Annotated in this window: 15 protein-coding genes and 1 pseudogene; 6 read left to right on the top strand and 10 right to left on the bottom strand. The window is 61.7% G+C overall.

Annotated elements, in window-relative coordinates; all coding sequences use genetic code 11:
- Nucleotides 1–217: 217 nt before the first annotated feature.
- Nucleotides 218–1153, bottom strand: coding sequence for a hypothetical protein (locus tag BJL86_RS01505; protein WP_006898349.1), 936 nt, complete (start codon nucleotides 1151–1153; stop codon nucleotides 218–220).
- A 286-nt stretch (nucleotides 1154–1439) separates the two neighbouring features.
- Between BJL86_RS01505 and BJL86_RS01500 the strand changes: the two genes are divergently transcribed.
- Together BJL86_RS01500 and BJL86_RS01495 are read left to right on the top strand one after the other, a co-directional pair.
- Complete coding sequence (locus tag BJL86_RS01500; protein WP_067478251.1) at nucleotides 1440–2186, top strand: zinc metalloprotease; 747 nt, start codon at nucleotides 1440–1442, stop codon at nucleotides 2184–2186.
- Between the two features lie 21 nt (nucleotides 2187–2207).
- Nucleotides 2208–2555 (top strand): transposase, encoded by a 348-nt coding sequence (locus BJL86_RS01495; RefSeq protein ID WP_067478248.1) that lies wholly within the window; start codon nucleotides 2208–2210, stop codon nucleotides 2553–2555.
- A gap of 24 nt (nucleotides 2556–2579) precedes the next feature.
- Here BJL86_RS01495 and BJL86_RS01490 read toward each other — a convergent pair.
- A protein-coding gene (locus BJL86_RS01490) for an IS3 family transposase (RefSeq protein WP_156515489.1) occupies nucleotides 2580–3745 on the bottom strand; the annotation gives its coding sequence in 2 pieces (ribosomal slippage) (nucleotides 2580–3458 and nucleotides 3461–3745; 1164 coding nt in all).
- A gap of 72 nt (nucleotides 3746–3817) precedes the next feature.
- On the opposite strand from BJL86_RS01490, the pseudogene BJL86_RS01480 reads away from it, so the two are divergent.
- The 3 genes and pseudogenes from BJL86_RS01480 to BJL86_RS01470 form a co-directional block, all read left to right on the top strand.
- Nucleotides 3818–4801: pseudogene (locus BJL86_RS01480) on the top strand (IS256 family transposase); the annotation flags it as partial.
- Between the two features lie 402 nt (nucleotides 4802–5203).
- Nucleotides 5204–6862 (top strand): IS21 family transposase, encoded by a 1659-nt coding sequence (istA, locus tag BJL86_RS01475; RefSeq protein WP_075844769.1) that lies wholly within the window; start codon nucleotides 5204–5206, stop codon nucleotides 6860–6862.
- A complete protein-coding gene (locus BJL86_RS01470; protein ID WP_007633699.1) occupies nucleotides 6859–7617 on the top strand; it encodes an ATP-binding protein in 759 nt (252 codons plus the stop codon). The genes istA and BJL86_RS01470 overlap by 4 nt, the downstream gene beginning before the upstream one ends.
- Nucleotides 7618–8126: 509 nt before the next feature.
- On the opposite strand, the gene BJL86_RS01465 is transcribed toward BJL86_RS01470, so the two are convergent.
- The 8 genes from BJL86_RS01465 to BJL86_RS01430 all read right to left on the bottom strand — a co-directional run bounded on the left by BJL86_RS01465 (nucleotide 8127) and on the right by BJL86_RS01430 (nucleotide 19759).
- Nucleotides 8127–10415, bottom strand: a complete 2289-nt coding sequence (locus tag BJL86_RS01465) for an AAA family ATPase (protein ID WP_067476144.1) — start codon at nucleotides 10413–10415, stop codon at nucleotides 8127–8129.
- 471 nt (nucleotides 10416–10886) lie between these two features.
- The gene (locus BJL86_RS01460) at nucleotides 10887–11549 is read right to left on the bottom strand and encodes a hypothetical protein (RefSeq protein ID WP_197487613.1); all 663 of its coding nucleotides are present in this window, start codon (nucleotides 11547–11549) and stop codon (nucleotides 10887–10889) included.
- Between the two features lie 122 nt (nucleotides 11550–11671).
- Complete coding sequence (locus tag BJL86_RS01455) at nucleotides 11672–12835, bottom strand: GIY-YIG nuclease family protein (RefSeq protein ID WP_067476146.1); 1164 nt, start codon at nucleotides 12833–12835, stop codon at nucleotides 11672–11674.
- Between the two features lie 35 nt (nucleotides 12836–12870).
- Complete coding sequence (locus tag BJL86_RS01450; protein ID WP_067476079.1) at nucleotides 12871–14844, bottom strand: DEAD/DEAH box helicase; 1974 nt, start codon at nucleotides 14842–14844, stop codon at nucleotides 12871–12873.
- Nucleotides 14841–17549, bottom strand: a complete 2709-nt coding sequence (locus BJL86_RS01445; protein ID WP_067476149.1) for a DNA methyltransferase — start codon at nucleotides 17547–17549, stop codon at nucleotides 14841–14843. The genes BJL86_RS01450 and BJL86_RS01445 overlap by 4 nt, the downstream gene beginning before the upstream one ends.
- 111 nt (nucleotides 17550–17660) lie before the next feature.
- A complete protein-coding gene (locus BJL86_RS01440; RefSeq protein ID WP_067476082.1) occupies nucleotides 17661–18440 on the bottom strand; it encodes a DUF1883 domain-containing protein in 780 nt (259 codons plus the stop codon).
- A 9-nt stretch (nucleotides 18441–18449) separates the two neighbouring features.
- On the bottom strand, nucleotides 18450–18695 hold the full coding sequence (locus BJL86_RS01435) for a DUF2188 domain-containing protein (RefSeq protein WP_067476084.1): 246 nt from the start codon (nucleotides 18693–18695) through the stop codon (nucleotides 18450–18452).
- A gap of 176 nt (nucleotides 18696–18871) precedes the next feature.
- Nucleotides 18872–19759, bottom strand: a complete 888-nt coding sequence (locus BJL86_RS01430; RefSeq protein WP_067476087.1) for a protein NO VEIN domain-containing protein — start codon at nucleotides 19757–19759, stop codon at nucleotides 18872–18874.
- A gap of 305 nt (nucleotides 19760–20064) precedes the next feature.
- On the opposite strand from BJL86_RS01430, the gene BJL86_RS16920 reads away from it, so the two are divergent.
- Nucleotides 20065–20205 carry a hypothetical protein gene (locus tag BJL86_RS16920; protein ID WP_156515368.1) on the top strand — a complete coding sequence of 47 codons (141 nt, stop codon included), beginning with the start codon at nucleotides 20065–20067 and terminating at the stop codon, nucleotides 20203–20205.
- The last annotated feature ends 1 nt before the right edge of the window (nucleotide 20206 follow it).

Raw genomic sequence — 20206 nt, 5'->3', positions numbered from 1 at the left:
TCTTCGGCTGCGTTGTAAGCACCCCGCCACAGTCTCTGTGGCGTCGACGGACTTAAAATCATCCTGGCCCGAAAACGGAACATCAAGTGTTAGAACTGCTTACCGGAATCACCTCCAGTGCGATCCCACTGACCAATGACAGCCTCACCTCTGCGGGACTGTCCGCCGCATAGCTCACCATCGAATATGGTGCGCCACCAGTGCGGATTCCCCCACCTCAGGCACTGTCTCGCAGCGCGAACGCTTCTCGCGCGCGCTGCAGCCGACGAGCACATTGAGAATCGCTGGAGACTCGACGGAAGGCATATCCTTGACCGTGGCCACCGTCAGAAAGTCGAAATCCAAGTGAGCTGAGCAGATCCGCCTCAATATCGATAGCCGAAAGCAGGATTGAGTCCAGTTCCGAGGCGTCGAGTGCCGTGCGGACGTCCGGGATGTTTTCGTAGAAGGCAACACGTTTGCCCCAATGTGCCGCGATGTAATCATCCCAGTTCTGTCTCGAATGGCTCGACAGAGCTGATAAATCGAGCGTCGGGCTAGAAGCGTATGCGGCAACATATGCAAGGTGCTTGGTCAGCCAATCTTGCGTTGACATGACGGCGCCTTGAAACTTCTCCACGTCTGAGCTGGCCGGGTCGACCAAGGCATTCATGAGTTCGCAGTTCAGCCAGAACATTGCCTCATCAATGTAATCAACGTCGCCGGTCATTGCGACCGGATACCCAAGGTCAGCGAGCCCACGCTCGATCCGAAGTTCATCAATGGCCAGGGCTCCGAGGCACATCAGCAGCCAACGCCACTCGGAGTCAACGAGGTGCTGGCGGCCTATCACGCCCTCGCCGCGTTTGCCGAGTTTGACGTGGCCGGCCTCATGGGCCGCTAGCCTCTCCAACAGGAGATTGTCTCGATTGCGCAGTTCAGGTGCGTTAAAGACGATAACTTCGCCTGTAGATGTGTGGATCGTCTTTGCAGCGACGATTCCCGCTCCCCTGCCAGCCGAATAGGCGGGGTTCTGGGTGAGTCGCTGAACGGTGTCAACGAAGTTATCAACAATCACAACCCGGGCGTCCGGCTCTGACATTGCATTCAGCCCCGCTTCGATCGCGGTCAGCTGATCCTCTCGAAAACCTGCTCCAGTGACCTCAGCTTGCATGTGGCACTCACTCCGTTTCACCGGGCCCGAAGCCGACGCTCCATGGCTCGGTACTCAGCATAGGCTTGGGCGCCGACAAGACCTGCGGCATCGATTCTCGGCCGACTGATTGGGAGGCGAGTCGCGCGCCTTCGACTGACATCCGCCTCACTGTCGACGCTGAGCAGCGGGCGAACTCTTCCCCACCCCCGGCGCAGCAGCTGTTCGTCAACCTGCGTCGTAGTCGATTGAGATACTGGATCGGTGCCCTCGCGCGATGAAGTCCTGATGAGTACCTGGCGAATCCATGTCCTCTGAACGCGTCCCTTGGTCTCGCCTCGACAGCGGCGAGTTCGAACACACCGTCGCGATGCTGGTGTGCGCCGACCACCCGCTGGGGCAGAAGTTCACACCTGGCCCGGACGGCGGCATCGATGTCTTCGTTCCCGACGGCGACAGCCAGCGCAAGGTATTTCAAGTCAAGAACTTCCCCCTGAAGTTTGCCGGTGCAGAGTTCCGACAAGTGAGGAAGTCGCTCAGGGCGGTCGCAGAAACGTCAAGGCAAGAAGGATGGACGATCACCGAGTGGCACCTTGTGATCCCCCGCGATTCAACCCCCGGATACCGCGCTCGCATCGAAGAGGAGATCAAATCTCTGGGTATCCCGACGTGGTCATGGATGGGCCTGACTCAGCTCGATATTCTCGCAGCACGCCACCAGGAGCTCATCGATTACTACCTCAAAGGGGGCAAAGACCGTTTCGCTGATCAACTCGCCGAACTTACCGCCATCATTCGCGGTGACACGACCTTTGCTAGCGGGACTCGTTTGCAACCTGCCGACGTCGGCGAACGAATCAGGATCTTGCAACGTGCAGCAAACAATGACCCTCACTACCGGTACCACTTCGGAACATCCGATTGCCCCCCACACCAAGTCGACGAGCCCTGGCTGGTCGCTGTCGCAGCCGAGCAACACGGCCCCATGTGGCTTCTGTCCGCGTACACCTTGATATGTCGGTTTGGGGACGGGACTGTACTTTCAACGGTGTAACTCCGATCTAGGAGGTACACGATGAGTAAGCAGGTTGAGCCGGCGCTGGCGCCGGTCGCGACGGAGGTCAAGGAGCAGCCGGTGTCGACGACGGCGGGTGAGCAGTCACCGGTGGTGGACAAGGAGCTGGTGGCGCAGTTGGTAGGCCAGGCCCAGCGGCAGGGACTGTCCGTGGAGGGCGAGGACGGTCTGCTCGGGCAGCTGACCAAGCTGGTCCTGGAGTCGGCCCTGGAGGGCGAGATCACCGCTCACCTGGGCTACGACAAGCACGAGCGGTCCAAGGGCGTGGACGAAGGCAACGCTCGCAACGGTACGAGGTCCAAGACGGTGTTGACCAAGGCCGGACCGGTGGAGGTCGATGGGGGCTGATGCACGGTTAGGTGACACGGTTAGTCACGCGGCCTGAGGGGCCTCGTGGTTGATGATTGTCTCGAATTCGATGGGGGTCAATCTGCCGAGGCGGTCTTGTCGTCTGCGGCGGTGGTAGGTGCGTTCGATCCAGTGCACGATGGCGGCCCGGAGCTCGTCTCTGGTGGCCCAGGATCGGCGGTCGAGGACGTTGTTCTGTAGCAGCGAGAAGAAGCTCTCCATGGCTGCGTTGTCCCCAGCAGCGCCGACCCTTCCCATCGACCCGAGCATGCCGTGCCGGGTGATGGCCTTCTGCATCTTCTTCGAGCGAAATTGAGATCCTCGATCGCTGTGTAGGACGCAGCCGGTCACGTCGCCCCGCCTGGCGACGGCGCTGTTCAGTGCGGCCACGGCCAGGCGGGACTTCATCCTGGAGTCGATCGAATACCCGACGATGCGGCCCGAGTAGACGTCCTTGATCGCGCACAGGTACAGCTTTCCCGCCGCCGTCCAGTGCTCGGTGATGTCGGTGAGCCACAGCTCGTTCGGGCCCACGGCGGTGAAGTCCCGCTCGACGAGATCGTCGTGCACGGGTGGGCCGGCCTTGCGATGCTTGCCGCGGCCTTTCTTGCTGATGGCACTGGTCCAGCCACCGGTTGAGCAGATTCGCCAGGCGGTCCGCCGGCACATCTTCTCGCCTGCGGTCTCGGCTTCGTCGGCGAGGTAGCGGTAGCCGAACTCGGGGTCCTCCCGGTGGGCGTCGTACAGGGCGTTGGCCCGGTACGCCTCGGCGAGTTCGGCATCGGTGACAGGGTTCTTGAGCCATCGGTAGTAGGGCTGACGAGCTATTCCAAGTACCCGGCACGCCACCGTGACGGGGATGCCGTCAGCGGCGAGCTCGTTCACGAGCGGGTACCACCTTTTCCCGGCAGATTCGCCTGGGACAGGTAGGCAGCAGCGCGGCGCAGAACCTCGTTCTCCTGCTCCAGCAGGCGCACACGCCGCTTGGCTTCACGCAGCTCACGCGACTCGGCCGACGTGGTGCCGGGCTTGATTCCGGCTTCGACGTCGGCCTTGCGGATCCACTTCTGCAACGTCATGGGGTGGATACCGAAGTCGGCGGCGATCTGCTCGAGAGTCACACCGTCTTCACGGGCCTGGGCGACGCGAACCACGTCGTCGCGGAACTCCTGGGGATAGGGCTTGGGCACAACAACATCCTTCCAGGCCGCCCCGGCAGGGCAAGCCAGATCAGATGTCACCTACTCGTGCACCAGCCCCATGTGCCGCGGGATCGTGCTGGCTCGTTCGAGCCGGTGGTCGTGCGCAAGCGGCAGCGCCGGCTCGGGTCGATCGAGGACATCGTGCTCTCACTGTCGGCCCGTGGGATGACACATGGTGACATCTCGGCGCACCTGGCCGACGTGTACGGCTCGGAGGTGTCGAAGACGACCATCAGCACCATCACCGACAAGGTCCTGGACGGGATGGCCGAGTGGCAGAACCGCCCTCTGGACCCGGTGTATCCGGTGGTGTTCGTCGATTGCATCAACGTCAAGGTCCGCGACGGGCAGGTCGCTAACCGGCCCATTTATATCGCGTTGGCCGTGACCGTGGACGGTAACCGCGACATCCTCGGACTGTGGGCCGGCGACGGCGGCGAGGGCGCCAAGTACTGGCTGCAGGTGCTGACCGAGATCAAGAACCGCGGCGTCGAGGACGTCCTCATGCTCGTCTGCGACGGGCTCAAGGGTCTGCCTGACGCGGTGAACACCGTCTGGTCGGACACGATCGTGCAAACCTGCATCGTGCACCTGATGCGCAATAGCTTCCGCTACTCCGCCCGCCAGGACTGGGACGCGATCTCCCGCGCTCTCAAGCCCGTCTACCAGGCCGCGACCGTTGACGAGGCCGAGGAACGCTTCCTGGAATTCCAGGAGGAATGGGGGCAGAAGTATCCGGCGATCGTCCGACTCTGGTCGAACAGCTGGGCCGAGTTCGTGCCCTTCCTACAGTTTGACCGCGAGATCCGGCGGATCGTGTGCACCACAAACGCCATCGAGTCGGTCAACGCCCGCATACGCAAGGCCGTCAGGGCCCGGGGCCACTTCCCCAACGAGCAGGCCGCGCTCAAGTGCGTCTACCTCGCCGTGATGGCACTGGACCCCACTGGCAAGGGCCGAGCCCGGTGGACCCAACGCTGGAAGCAAGCACTCAACGCGTTCGACATCGCCTTCGACGGCCGACTCTCAGCCCACCGCAACTAACCCACTACACAAGCAGAGATACACCGTTTAGTTGACAGACCCTTGGGGACAGGTTCATATGTAGGTCGGTGTTCGGCGTTCCGTAGTTGTTCGCCGAGGTGTGTGGGCCACCCTTGGAGTCGTCTTCCGGCAAGTTGACGATTTCCGAAGGGTGGCCCACCCCCATGATCCTGGATCAGGAGTCCTGGATGAATATCCGACGTTTCAAACAGCTGCATGCCACGGGCATGACGTACGCCGAGATTGGTCGCGAGTGCTGTTAGGGACGTGCTTCGGATAGCAGGGTTCTGATGATCGGGTAGCGCGAGTATGAGCATCGGATAGCGGTGCCGGTCCTCGTGTGCTCGTGTCGGTTCTACGCGTGGCAACCAGGCTGCGCGTGGATCCGAACAGGAGGCACGGGTGACTGATTACCGATTGGTGATGTCGCTACTGCTGCAGGACAGGTCCTACCGGGACATCGAGGCGATCGCGGGTTGCTCGCATCGCACGGTCGCGAAGGCGAAGAAGGTCTGCCACGAGCACGGGTTGACCGCCACGAGCCAGGTCGAGGCGCTCAGCGTCGAGGAGATCGACGTCTTGTTCGCCGATGGGCGCAAGACGCCGTCGAAGGAGTTCGTCGCCTTCGACGTGGCGGCTGCCGTGAAGAAGCGCACGGGCAAGAAGAAGCTGCCGCTGCGGGTGCTGTGGGCCAACTACCTCGACACTGACGGCACGCCGGGGCAGCGGCACTACAGCTACCAGCGGTTCTGCCAGATCATCGGCGAGTACGTCGAGGTCAACGAGCTGACGATGCGGATCACGCACGTGCCCGGGCACACGATGCAAGTCGACTGGGCGGGCACGAAGATGGCCATCTTCGATCCCGTCACCGGCACCAAGACCACAGTGTCGGTGTTCGTGGCATCGCTGCCGTACTCGGGGATGGTCTTCGCCTGCGGCTGCCTGGACGAGAAGATGCCGAACTGGCTCGACGCGCACTTGCAGGCGTTCGAGTACTTCGGCGGCGCGGCGCAGGTGATCGTCCCCGACAACGCCTCCACGGCGTCGAACCAGATCGCCCGCGGTGACCGGGCCCGCGAGGTCAACCGTGAGTACCGGGACTTCCTCGAGTACCACCAGACCGCTGCCGTGCCCACTCGGCCGGTGCGCCCGACAGACAAGGGCAACGTCGAGGCCGGGGTGAAGGTGGTGACCAACTGGGTGATCGGACGGCTGGCCGATCGGCGCTTCGCCAGCCTGGACGATGCGAACGAGGCGATCGCCGCCGAGGTCGAGGCGATCAACGACCGGACCCCGTTCCGCGGCCAGAAGACCAGCCGCCGGGAGCTGTTCACCGAGCACGAGCAGTCGGAACTGTTCGACCTTCCCGAGGCCCGCTGGCAGCCAGTCATCTGGAAGAAGTCCAAGGTCAACAGGGATTACCACGTGGAGATCGCCACGGTGAAGTACTCGGTGCCCTACACCTTCGCTGGCCAGCACGTCGATGTGAAGATCACCGGCCCCACACTCACTGTCATGGCTGGCGGGGAGGTCATCGCCTCCCACGCCGTCTCCGGTAGGCGGCACGCCTTCGTGACCGACCCTGACCATGTTCCCGCGCAGCATCTGCAGTCATCGGACCTGTGGTCGCGGGCGTATTTCGTGCGCCAGGCCCACAAGATCGGACCGCACACCGTGGCCGCGATCAGTGAGGTCCTGGATCGCCAGCGGATCGAGGCTCAGGGCTACCGCTCGTGCCAGAACATCCTCGCCCTGGCCCGCGGGGACAACAAGATGCTGCTCGAGCGGGCCTGCGGGCAGCTGGTCTCCGAGACCTCACGCCGGGCGATCAGCTACACCGCCGTCAAGCAGCAGCTGGCGGCCCTGAGGGCCCAGGCCGCCGCTCGACCCACCACCACGACCGCAGCGACGACGCCGGCGACCGCAACGCCTGTAGCGGTACCGCCGGATCGGCGAGATACCACCGGGGCGCATCTGGCCGGGCCGGAGCAGTTCAGCCTCGCCGTCCTCACCGGAGGCCCGAGCAGCGGCACCGCGGGGCGGGAGGAGCTGCAGTGACTGATCGTCATCTCACCGACGCCGACATGCCACTGTTCACCCAGTTGCGGATGACCGCGTTCGGCCAGACCGTCATCGACTTGGCCAACGATCCCGCCTGCGACGAGTGGACCTTCTCGGAGAAGATCTTCCACGCCCTGGACAAAGAGATCACGGCCAGGCAGGAACGCCGGACCCAGAAACTACTCAAGGCCTCCAGATCGCCAAACCCTGATGCTTGCGTAGAAGAGATCCGCTACCTGCCTGACCGCAACGTCAACCGCGAGCTAATCGCACGACTTTCCAGCTGTCAATGGATCGACGCCACCCGCAATCTCGTCGTGCTCGGCCAGTCCAGCGTGGGCAAGACCTACCTCGCCCAGGCGCTGCTCAATGCCGCGTGCCGAAAGTACTACACCGCGAGGTTCTTCCGGCTCGACGACCTGGCCAACCGGCTCGCCGTGCTGGAGCCGACCTCGCAGCGCAGGCTGGACTTCCTCACTGATCTGCACAACTGCGACCTGCTGGTTCTCGATGACTTCCTGACCACGCCGGTGGCTCCGCACACCGCGGCGGAGCTGCTCAACATCCTTGCCGCTCGGGAAGGGCGGGGCTCGACGCTGGTGACCTCGCAGTTCGATCCGCCAGATTGGTACAAGTCGCTCCAAGACGCGGTCATCGCCGAATCGATCCTCAACCGGATCGTCGCCGGCGCCGAGATCATCGCCCTCGACGGCCCGAACATGAGACGGCACCTCGCCACGGCAACGCCATAGCGGCCCAGCGGTCGGACGGGCAGATGCCGCTATCCGATGCCCGTCCGACCGCTACCCGATCATCAGAACCGCGCTTTCCGAAAGGCGTCCCAAACAACCTGTGACCATCACCTACACCATCCGGATCTCCACGCTTGCCTGACCGAGCTGCGCGACGCCCTGACCAAGGTCGACTCTCTCCGACCCGTCGACCCAGCTCGCGCTCCTCGGCGACTGCGTCGACCTGGGCCAACAGCGCGGGCGTCGTCACTGCTGTGAAGAATCTCTGCGACGCCTACCCCGGCCAGACGATCGCTCTCGCTGGCAACCACGAGCGCTGGTTCCTCGACTGGCTCGACGCCGATGATGCCGAGCCCACCTCAAGCGCACGCAGACCATCGGCAACGGACTGTCACGAAGGTGTTGGACCGGAAATGAGCGGATCGTGCCTCTGCAAGTTTGGTCGGCGACCCTGCCCGTCGAGATTGATGGTGATGACGTCCACGGTCGCCTCGCCGGCAACTGAATCTTCAGGCGATTGCGAGAGGATTCGAGCCAGTGGCCTTGCACATGCGCTCAAAATGCTCCGTGTCGGCGAACTTCAGGAACTCCATGCACCTGCGAATCTGGCTGTGGATCACGCGAGCGTCAAGCACATCGACACTCTCGCCGCCCTCACCGTGGGAGTAGCGGTTGCAGAAGTCGTATACGTCGCGGTAGGGGTTATTCACCAGGTCGCCGCCCATGAGTTCTTCTAGCCGCTGGACAAAGGTTCCAACATGCGGAGCCTTGTAGCTTGCAAATACCTCAAGGACACGGCGCGCAGCGTTTGGGAGTAGGAACAGCCGATCATGATCGGTGCCGTCATCGACACCGTCCATCACCTTCGCGAAGAGGTAAGCGTACTCACTACTGTGCGTCACGAGCATTGGCGGAAGCGGTGTCACTTGAGTCGTGCGCACGCCGCCCTTAGTCGCTGCGTACATCTCTAAGAAGGCCACCTTGGGGAAGCGCGTCTCGTCGACGTCACCCTTCTTGATCTTGTTCCGAGAGGCATTCCATGCACTGCCCTGTGACTTGAGGAAGAGACGTAGGAGTCCGAAGTCATGGGTCAGCACGATGAACTGGCCGAAACCCTTCAGCGTGTCTACTAGCCACTGATGGGTGGCGAAGAGCGCTTCGCGGTCAAGTGAGCTTGAAGGATCATCGATTACAACAATGCGGTGAGTCTTGTCCCCGCTGACGGTCTCGTCCTCTAGCTTGCGTAGGAAATAGAGGAGGGACAGGGTGGTGCGCTCCCCATCGCTCAAGTGGGTCGCTGGCACGTCGCCCCTGCGGCAAGCATAGGACTTGCCGTCCTCAGTCACAGCGACGCTGAGGTGGCCCTTCCCATAGACGCGGGCGAGGTCTGCGGTGAGCGTCTCGGCCATCTTCCTGTTGGAGAACCGCTTCTGGCGGAGGTCGCTTAGGGTGCGTTCCGCCAGTTCGGCGCCGTCTTTGGCGGCGTTGCGTTGCGCTTGCGCACTCTTGGCGCTGGCCTCGTGCTGATGAAAAGCCTCGGCCCGCGACCCGATGATGTAGTCGAGCACAGTCTCGTAACACGCCTCCACTACCGTGTTGTGATCGTCAACTTGCGCGTTGTGCTCGGTGATCGCTTTCTGCAGTATGGCCGCCGAGAGATCACCGGTGAGAAGTGAGCAATCGGGCGCGCTCGGCGTGGTAGCCGGGTGTTCAACCTTCTCTTTGAGGACGCGCTCAAGGTCATCGAGCACATTCATTCGCTCAGCTACCTCGTCCCTCACGGACTGGAGGTTTGTCGCGTAGCCGTCTCGGAGTTCACGGGCCAGCGCCTCCTGCGACGGCATGGCAGCAAGCCAGTGACCCAGAGCATCCTTATGACTGTGAACCTTTTGTGCGAGCGACTGTGCGCGCTCGCGAATGTCGAACCAACTCTTATCAAAATGCTTAGCAAGCTGCTCCTGCCGGTCAGGCGTTACGGCGTTACCACAGAAGAGGCAGTCAGTGAGTCCCTCATGTAGACCAATTCCCTGTTCGACCCACCGCTGCCGCTCCTGATCCGCGGCGAGAGATGCGATTGCCGCGCTGGTAGGCGTTTCGGCCAGTAGGGTGTCCAGCCCGCTCAGTGCCGCTCTCAGTCCAGCCGGAGCATCCGCGACTACGGGCACGCGCTCCGGCTTGGGCTCGCTCAAGCGTTTGAGTGCCTCGACACTCCTGTTCTCGTCGGGGAACTCACCGACATATTTGCGGAGCATCCCCTCAACAACTGGCATCGAATACTTGTTCTTCGTGAATCGCGTGTAGTCGAAGCTCTTCAACTGCTCCGCGATGCCGTCCTGAGCTGCGCTGGCCAGCTTCTTGGCCCTGGCTGTTGATTCCTGACTTTTCTTCTTTGCCTCGGTCTCTTCAAGACGGAAGGCGTCGATCTTCTTGCCAAGTTCGATCTCCTGGTCTTTGGCTTCGATGGCCTCCTCGCCCAGGGTGACGATGGGCGATGCCGTGTCGCCTTCGAGGAACTGAGATAGATTGCAGTGTACCCACTCCTTGGTAAAGACCGCCATAGCGGGCGAAGGACCGCCACCACCGACCCGCACTGTATGACTGGATCCCAATTCGTCTTCCCAGACGACTTCCGTCGATGTGTCCTCCGAAGCGATCTCAAGCAGGAGTGACGCGAAGGACGACTTACCGCTCCCATTGTGTCCGTACACGACCGAGCGGCTGCCTAGCGGCAGTGCAGCGGGCCAAAAGTCCTTGGCGAGCGATCGATAGGCGGTTGTCAGGTCAAGGTGGCGCAGCATGCGGAAAATGCTATCGAGCGAGCGTGACTCGCATCTGGCGGCTCGCGAAATCAACATGTCCGCAAGACGGTCGCCCACCGAGACACCCTACGAGCCGCCGGCCGATGGCAGGCCGCCCATGTCACGAAGTCTCATAAGACCCGTCCGCTTACGGTCGCGGTGAAGGTACCGCGACCGCACGTCGCAATCCCCCACGTGTGCGCTCGTGTGGCAGTCATCGCCCCGGTGCAGGGCTTCTCGCGTTCCCGCCCCTCGCTTCGCGAAGCCGCCACCTTCTGAGCCCAGCCCCGAGGTCGACCAAGTGCGGACCGCGCCTACGTCTCAGATTGCGCTAGGCAGAAGGCGGTTGGCCAACTCTCGTCCAGGCTGCCAGATGACTGAGCTACCGGCGTCTCGACGTACTCCGGCAGACTGACCGATCGGCTCACTACGGCGTCGGTGACCAATCGCGTACTACGGCGTTCTGGATCTCTATCCGAGTTCCGGCACCAGCGTTCGTAGGTCGACCAGCTCGATGTGCGCAGCGGGCCCTGAGGTGAACTCTGCGACTGACAGCTCACCGTGCGGGTCGAAGCGCTCGACGAACCGTGCCCGAGTGTGCGGTGACGACCGTCCCAGGGCCCACGAGGCTTTCGCCGCCGAGGTGCGCAGAAAGCGCGCCGGAAGGTCACCAACGACGTAGAGCTGCGCTCGACGGTCGGACTCATCGAGAGCAAGGTGCACGAGGTCGGCGAACACGCCACGCTTACGCATCGTGTCAGCGCCTTTCCATAGAGCGACCTTGAACTCAGCGACTCGCCGGTCCGTTTCGAGGTCGAATGGCCTACTTTTGTCGTTCCCCGCGCCGAGCGATGGGCGGTTCGAAACGCGTTCACCAGGCTCGAGAATCTTGGGTAGAACCAGCGAAATGGTCGTTGCGTGGATAACGTCGTTCAGTCGACCGACCGTCGAGCGCACCGCCAACGCTGAAGCCAGCAGTTCCGCAGATAGGCCGTATCGTGCACCAACAGCGCTCGCTTCGAGCGCAGTCGCTTCAACCAGGTCAGCCTCGACCTGCGCGAGCTGGGAGGTGAGGCTGTGGTCGGTAAGGAAATCGGAGAGAACGGCGACCGCCGCCGCGAGATCGTTAGGCACTAAGTCAATGTGCCATACGCATCAGACAGTCCTGTGCCCACTACCGCGACGCAGGTTCGAACTCCGTCAGGACAAATCCGCTTCCCTATTCACCGCGGGGACCCTACCGACGCCACCAAGGCTTAGCCGTTCTGCCGATCGACGAGCCGACGCATGTCGGCATCGTAGGTGTAGTGGACGATCTCACCCGAGATGATCAACTCGATCGCCTGATCGATCACGTTGTGTGGCACGACGAACCATTCGGACGGGTCATAGTCCCGGCCCGTCTTGTCGACCTGTGTCAGATCCAACCGCACGTCGGCAAAGACGCGATGGAGGAGATTCTCCAGTGCCGAGGCACGAGCGTTGTATATCCGGTAGGTCGCGACCACCTCGACCGGCGCCATCAAGTAGGTAGGTGACTTGTCTGCGTTCTTGATCCTGGCCTCGACCGGTCCACGTGAGAAGCCGATCTTGTGCAGATCAGCGATGCCAGAAATCTGCGGATCGGTGCTGAGAGAACGCAAGACGTAGATGTAGCCACTGACCTCGTCGTCGGTGAGGATCTCCGGTTGCTCCCGCAGTACAACGATCTGACCGTCCTCATCTGCCAGCCTGATCCCCAGGGACTGCCTGTACATCCGGGATTCGGTGCCGTTCTCAAAGACGCAGCGGAGACGCTCGCGCTTATTCTCGCGAACCGTCGACTTCTTGTACTCAGTCTCCCCGACCTCAGCGACAAAGAGCATCACACCATTGAGCACGAAGAACGCCCCCGGGACGATGTGTGCGAGTCCCGGATACGGCAACAACTGGCTCGAGCCTTCGCGCAACTCTGCGTGCTTCTGCTGGAACATCGGAGCGAACTCGGCGAAGTCCTCAGCGGGTCGACGACGGGCCACCTCCTCAGTCTCGAAGCGCTGCTTACGGACCGGGAGGTTAGAGACGTCCATAATGCCGGTCTCATCTCCCAGCAAGTCGAGAGGATCGTGTTCCAGCAGCTCATCGATGGAACCAGGTGCCTCGGGGACGTCGAGAAGACCGAACTCGTCGAGGTGCGTGAGCGCCTGGATCTTGTTGTCGTCGGCGAGGATGCCGTCCAGACGTGCGCCGAGCTTGCGTTCAGCGATCTCCCGTGTGGTCGAGCTTGGGAGCCGGCCGTGGGTACGGCGGAACTCTACGATCTCCAGGAACGCCCGCTCTAACCGATCGCTGGAGGTGACCTTCTTCGGCTTCTCGGGTATGTCCAGCAGGCCGTCGACGTCGGAGTCGAGGAGCTCCTGGAACGCGTCGTGCTCCACCATGCGATCGCTTCCTTCGCTCGTCTCGTCGCCAGCGGTCATTGAGCGCTCCCCATTTCGGACGCTCGCTTTCGGGCCTCGCGCTGCTGCTTGAGCCGCCGCAGGAACAGCAGAGCCTCTGCATAGCGCTTCTCTGTGGGGTCGTCTGAACGCACCTCGGGATGTCGCCCGTTGACCTTGACCCAGTTCTGAATCTTGGGGAACAACGCGAGTGCTTCGTCCTCGCTGATCTCGACCCGTGTACTGGTGATCGCGTCGGAAATGATCTTCAGCACCGACGGAGTCACCGACTTCGACATCACCTCGAACGCCCGCTGGAACGGGTTGACCGTATCGATCAGGTTGATGCTGACGTCATCGATGTTCACGAACGTGTCGGCCATCTTGATGAACCGCTTGTCACCGACCTCGCGAACCTCGCCGTTCTTGATCACCGAATCCACCACGACCTGCTGGCGGACCTCCTCGACCTGATCATCGGTCAGATCTGGGTAGCGATCCCGGATGATCTTCGGGATCAGAACCTTGTTCGTGGTCTCCGGATCAACGCTGCCGGCCGCAGCCTTAGCGAACGTCTCGTCCTGCAAGATGTTGGCCTTCAGGTCATTCAGGTCGGTTTCGACGATCTGCTTGACCCGCTCGCTCGACGGCTCCGTGAAGCCCTTGATCTTGATCGTCCCCGGCTCAGGCGCGTCGTCGTTGCCGCGTTTGGCCTTGAAGTTGAAGTTCGGTGCCAGTACCTGCTCCATCAGCAGCGACGCCGTGATGGCCTTGAGCATGTTGTTCACCGACACCGTTACCTCACCCCGCTCAGCGTCGGGCTCGGCCAGCAGGTTCGTGAACTGCGCATGCGTCTTACCAGGGCTATCGCGGGTGACTCGGCCAATGATCTGGATGATCTCGGTCAGCGACGCTCGATACCCGACGGTCAGAGCGTGCTCGGCGAACGGCCAGTCGAAACCCTCCTTCGCCATACCCAGCGCGATGATGATGTCCACCCCGTCGCGCTCCTTGGCAGCGATGGTCGACAGATAGTGCAGCGTGTCTGCACGCTTCTTCTGATCGGTGTCGTCGACGAGATCCGCCACCCGCAGCACCTCGCCCGTGTCTTTGCGGCGGATACGGATGATCCCGGTGTCGGGCTCGGTGTCGATCACGTCGCCGATGGTGTCGATGATGAACCCGACCTCTTCGATCTTGTCCTTGGTCGACTCACCCGAGTTCACGCTCGGGATGTGCACGATCGTCTTCTTGTCCAGGTCAAGCACTTCACCGATCGCCTCGGTGTATCGGCCCTGATAGAAGTGGTGCCCGATCCCCAGGGACTCGAGATACTGGTAGCCGTTGAGTTGGTCGTAGTAGTTGAACGTCACCGGCGTGAACTGCGCCTCGTCCTCCGACGAGAGCACCGGCACCGAGTCCCCACGGAAGTACGAACCGGTCATCGCCACGATGTGCACGTCCGAGCCAACCATCACCTCCTTCAAGAGGCCTCCCAGGCGGGAGTTCTCAGTATCAGCCGAGACGTGATGGAACTCGTCGATGGCCAGAACGGTGCCGTTGAACTCGTCGGGCGCGAGCCGCTCGAATGCGAACCGCAACGTCGCATGCGTGCACACCAGAATCGGATCGGTACTGTTCAGGAAGTCGACGAACGCGTCGACCTTGCCCGCCGATGACCCCGGCGTGCACAGGTTCCGCTCCGGTTTGACCTCCCAATCAGCGAAAAAGCCATGAGAAGTCAGCTTCGTCGTCGAGAACGACGCCCCGATCGAACGCTCCGGGACAGCGACGATCACCTTCTTGCGGCCCTGGTTGAACAACTTGTCCAAGCCCACGAACATCAACGCCCGCGACTTGCCCGAGGCCGGTGGAGCCTTGATCAACAAGTGCTGGGCGTCCCGCTTGGCGAACACGCGCTGCTGCATCTCCCGCATACCCAACGCATCAGTGTTCACCGACGCACCAGTCTGCGCGTACGTCACGTCAACGACATTCACCGTGCTACTCACTTCTTGCTCCTCTTCGCCGGCTTCGCCGCCTGCTCCGCAGCGGTCATCTCCTCATACATAGCGAACAGGTCCGACAACCGCTCCTCATCAGTCTCGTAGCTACGCTTGGAGTAAATCGAGTCCACCAGTGCGTCAACCTCAGAATGAGCAGCCCGCAGATCATCAGGCATCTTGTTCGGATCGTAGAGCTCAGCCAGAGTCTTCTCGCAGTGATACTCACGAACATCCAGCACCCGCAGAGCCGCGACCGTTAACTGCTCTTTCATTACTTCCGACAACGATGGCACTGGATAATTGTTATAGACAATCGTGTTTGAGTATCGGTAATCAGTTTTCAGCTTCCCGCCGACAGCCCTTGCCCACACCATGTGCATCCGCGACGTCAACAGACCGAATAACCACGGCTCTGCGTCGTAGACCGCGAAGGCCGCGTCAGACACGACTGTGTCTGGCCCGAGGTAACCCATCGGAATGTATTCTCGGCGCTCTGACGAGACCCTTGGGACGATAATCGAATCCGTAGGCTTATAAGCGGGCTGCTTGAACTGCCACGGACGTTCAGCGAAGTCCCTTGTTGTCTTGTCGTTTCTGCTACGACGGAACTCTGCAACTCGCGAGAACCTGGAAGTCAGAGCCGGATTCGCCATAGCAATCGAGGCATCTGGCGGCTCAATCCAGAGGCAGTATCGAGCGTCATCTTTGATGAAGTCGGACGCCCCCATGTAGCGCTTTATGAACGGCGCAGACTCTGGTGCTTCTTCAAGGAGTGAGGATCGCTCAACTGCCTCAAGAATGAGATGCCCGCCATCGGACGGCTGGGACCCGCGGACCATTCGCGGCAACTCTGAGCCCAGTGGCGCCGATCGGCGGGATAAGTACACGTTCGGTGCGTCAGCGAGGTAGCCATTGATGTTTTTCGATTCTATGCTTAGATCATCGGTAAAGATATATTTGGCAGCGCTTGATCTATTGCGTAGTGACACAACCGATACCGTGACACCGGCGTTTCGTTTGGCGTTGTTCTCCCACTTGAATGATGTGTAGGCAAATCCCACCTCGACACCAGTATCGAAGATCGCGGGGAACATCAGCCCGACGTGGTCGCCCTGTGCAATGGAGTTCGTCGTGACAAATGAAAGCTGAGCGCGAGTGCCAGCGATATAGTCCGCACCCTTGACGAACCATAGCGTAATGTAGTCCAGGTTTTTTGAAAAGGAGCGAGATCCGAAGACCCCTTTAAACTCAGCCTTCTGCTCATCGGTCTGCATACTCGACCCGACGTACGGCGGGTTGCTGATCAGGTAGATCTCATCACCGTTGTTGAGGCAGACAGTATTCCAGTCAATTCGTGTCGCATTCCCAGCACGAATCTGACCTGTTTCCTTGAGTGGAATCAGCGGGATCTCGACGCCAAACTTCTCTCTGAATTCGGAGTTCATCTGATGCTTCGCGATCCACAGCGACAGGATCGCCACCTCGACGGCGAAGTCGTCAATCTCGATGCCGTAGAAGTTCTCAATATCGATCTTCGACACCGCGTACAGCACCTGGTGTTTGGGGCTCAAGGCGGCAAGTCGTTCAAGGATCGCGTGCTCTAGGCGCCGCAACTCCTTGTAGGCAATCACAAGGAAATTGCCCGACCCACACGCCGGGTCAAAGATTTTGATCGCGCCGATCCGCTCCAGCAGTTTCTCCAGCTTGCCGACGCTGCTGAAGCCCGCGTCGAACTCTTCCTTGAGCTCGTCGAGAAACAGTGGCTCGATCGTCTTGAGGACGTTCGGCACCGACGTGTAGTGCTGCCCGAGGTCCGACCGCTTCCCTGGGGTCACGATTGCCTGGAACATCGAACCGAAGATGTCAGGGTTGATCTCACTCCAGTCCAGCGCACCCAGGTCGAGCAGCAGCCCGCGGGCGGTCTTGGTGAACGCTGGCACCACATGTTGCTTGGTGACCTCGAACAGGCGACCGTTGACGTACGGGAACGCAGACAAGTAGCTCGCCTTGTCCTCGGGATTCTCGGTATCCAGGGCGTTGAACAGGTCGGTCAGGAACTCCTGCACGTCCGACCCGTCGGCCTGGGTGTGCGACCCTACCGCGGTGGTGAACTGCTCGTCGGTGAAGATCCCGGTGTCCTCAGCGAAGAAGCAGAACAGCAGTCGGGTGAAGAACACGTTCAGCGCATGGCGGCCATGCTGCTCGTCGATGAGGTCAGGGTTCGCCTGCAAGAGCTCGTCGAAGAGCTTGCCCATGCGCTCGGCGGCCTTGACGTCGGCGTGCGCCTCGGAGGTGTACTGCGCCTTCTCCATCCCGGCCCAGGGGAGGAAGAACGTGAAGTGCTTGTCGATGTCGCGGATCGGAAAGACCTTGTTCTCGCCGGTCTTCATGTCGACCGCGACCAGCTCGTCGTAGTCGGTGGCGATCACGAACCGGGGGTTGTACCGAACGACGTCCGGTGATGTCCGCAGCTCCTCGACGTCAGCCAACGGCTCGCGGTCCGTCTCACGGAAGTAGACGACATTCTTCTGCGCGACTTCGCGATCCTTGTCGGCTGCGACGTTGAGCGACCCGTTGCGCAGCCGGGTGACGTTCCCCTTCGGCTTCCCATAGGCCAGGAGTAGATCGAAGATGAACTCCCGGTCGTACGACTCACGCCGTGCGAGCGGAGCGACCCGCTCCTCGACCGCTTTCAGATTCAGCCTTGCCACGCCTGGGGTCCCTTCGCCTGCACCCGCTGACCCCTCGGCCAGTCGGCCCACTCATCATTCCATCGCACATGAGGACCGACGGCTGAAACCCTCGGGTTCGGGATCGCGTAACTAGTCCTGTGGCGCTATCGCGGCCGCGATCTGCTCAGCGATCTCGTCGATGTCGACCTCAGCGGTGTTGAGCGCCAGCTTGTCGGCCAGCGACGGGCTGTACCCGCGGACATCGTCGGCGGTCACCTCGTGCCATATCGGCAGCATGGTCTGCTCACCTGCGACAGTGCGGGTGACAAGCCCGTCCAGCTCGTGATTGGTCCAGCCTTTCGCGAAGAACGACGGTGAAAGAACTACCACGCCGAAGCGACTCGACCTGATCCCCTCGTCGATCTTGCGACGCAGGCTGTCACCGATCCTGATCTCCGTCTTGTCCAGCCAGACTCTGACACCGCGCCTGGTCAGCGCATCGCGCAGCGGGACCGCCACCGATTCCTTGTCCTCAGTCGCATGCGACAGGAAGACGTCCCAGGTCTGGCCGCCCAACGCCTCGCCAGCGGGTTCGACCGGTTCGCGGACCTCGACATCCCGTGCCGGGCTCGACTGCTGGCGCAGCGTGGGCAAGTTCCCTCGTGGCGGAGGTTCCACCTGAACACCGGCCCGCACCTTCCCTGCGTGACCGCCGAGGTCGATGACCACATACCAGTGCCCGCTTCGAGGGATGCCCAGACGCGCAGGCGACCGTTTGGCGAGGCCGCCAATGTAATTGTACCGCCGTCCCGACTTGTACGAGCGGTAGTCCGAGGCGGTCATCAACTGAACGTTGGCCTGCTTGTCGAGCGTAACCACCGCCGTCGCCCCTTTTTCCTGGTGCTTCAGGTCGTAGTACAGATGCTGCACCAGAGTGGCTTACTTCTTGTCCCGCGGCGGAAACGGGTCATTACCGGGTGCCACGGTGTCAGAATCTCGAACCTTCCCGTCGCGGCCGTGTATGCGAACCTCGCCGCCGCCCGCGTTGGTCACGATCTCCTTAGCCCGTCCGATAGCTTCGGCCTGAGTGTCGGTGTGAGCGCTCGCCCGGCTCGCACCCGGCTTCTTCACGTCCCAGCCACCTTTGTCGCTCGGGACCACATGACGTCTGTTGTCGTTGCTCATGTCATTGCCTCCTCGGCATCGTGCAGCCCCAAGTGGACCTGCGTCGAACACTAGCCGCGCCCTCTGACAAAATGGCTGCTCGTAAGCCGAATGAATCGACCGCCTGAAGTCCACCAAGGGCAAGATGTTCGCGAGCCCGGTCCGAGCCGACGCACGAAAAGGGCACTGGCGACGCCCTACCGTTCCTGTACGCCCGGCAGCGTTAGTCGGTAGACCATCGGCGCGGCAGCGGCTGTAGCGTCTGCCGCGGTGTAGAAGGTGAGGCACGGCGAATCGAGTGCCGTCGTCACCACCGCGAGTTCCCAGCCTTTGTCCTCCTGGGCGGATCGGTACTCGTTCGCGGTCAGCAGCACCGTCGGCGTGGCGCCCGAGACGCCCTTGACCTCGACGCGGCGGATGTCGCCGTCATCGCCCACGCACGTCAAGTCCCAGCCCAGTTTCTTGCTCCCGACGTCCGTCACGACGTAGCCGCGGGCCTCCAGGTAGTCAGTCACCTTCTCGACCGCCGCAGCTTCTACAAGTCGGTTGCTCTCCGGGTCGCCGAAGCCCGCGCCCGCCGGGCCGACCGTGAGGATCTGCACAACGTCGGGCTCGTCCTCCGGTTCCGCTGCCGACGGCGCTTCGTCTCCGAGCCCGATGAGGTCCCATCGCCCCGTCCAGCCTTGGACATGCTCGGAGCCGATGGCGAGATGATCGTCCTTTTCGACGCTCCGTGACGGGTCGTCGGCCAACCATTGAGCCACGCGCTCAGCAACGTCGCGACGCATGTGCTCGGCGGGCACGACCGCCGATTGCGCGACATCTCCGTCGTTGGCCACGAAGACCCATGCGTCGAGACCAGGATCGGCCGTCGCCTCGCCGGCCCTCTTGGACCCCCTCCAAGTGCCGCTCCGGACCGTCTTCTTGGTCTTCAGCTTGATCCGGTGGCTCTGACCGCCGATCCCGGTAACGTCGTACAACGCCTCCTGCCCCGAGCCGGGCGCCTTCACGACCGCCCCTCCGCGACGCTCGACTTCATCAATGAACAGCTCAGTGCCGATCCTTTGGGTGTCGCCGTTCGCCATACGTCTACCTATCGTGTGGTGCGGTTTGTCGGATGCGGCTCGGAGCCGCCGCGATAATCACTGTGCCATTGGCGTCCGACAGCGATGGTTCGTCCACCGATCCGACGACACCACGCCTCGAACCTCCATTCGATCATCTGGGGTACGGCAAACCTTGCCGTCGCCCCTCGGGCCCGTTACGGAGACCGCGTGATGACCAGTCAGGCCAGCCTCGGCGATTCCCGGAACGGTAATAAGGCCGCTTCCTGATCCGCGCACCTCCTTGCGCGAGTGACTCATCCAGCCCACTCACACCTAGGAGACGCATGACTGCACGGTTCAACCACACGATCTTCGCTTCAATCGACCTGACTCTGCCATGGCTGTCACCACTCTCCGGCATCGACAAGCTGCGCGGCCAGGACGCGTTGTTTCCACATCTCCCCATTCGCAGCGCGCCTGTGTAGC

It is taken from the genome of Dietzia timorensis (assembly GCF_001659785.1).
GTDB lineage: Bacteria > Actinomycetota > Actinomycetes > Mycobacteriales > Mycobacteriaceae > Dietzia > Dietzia timorensis.
Note: the sequence above shows the minus strand (reverse complement) of the source record. Positions and strands in the feature narration are given on the sequence as shown.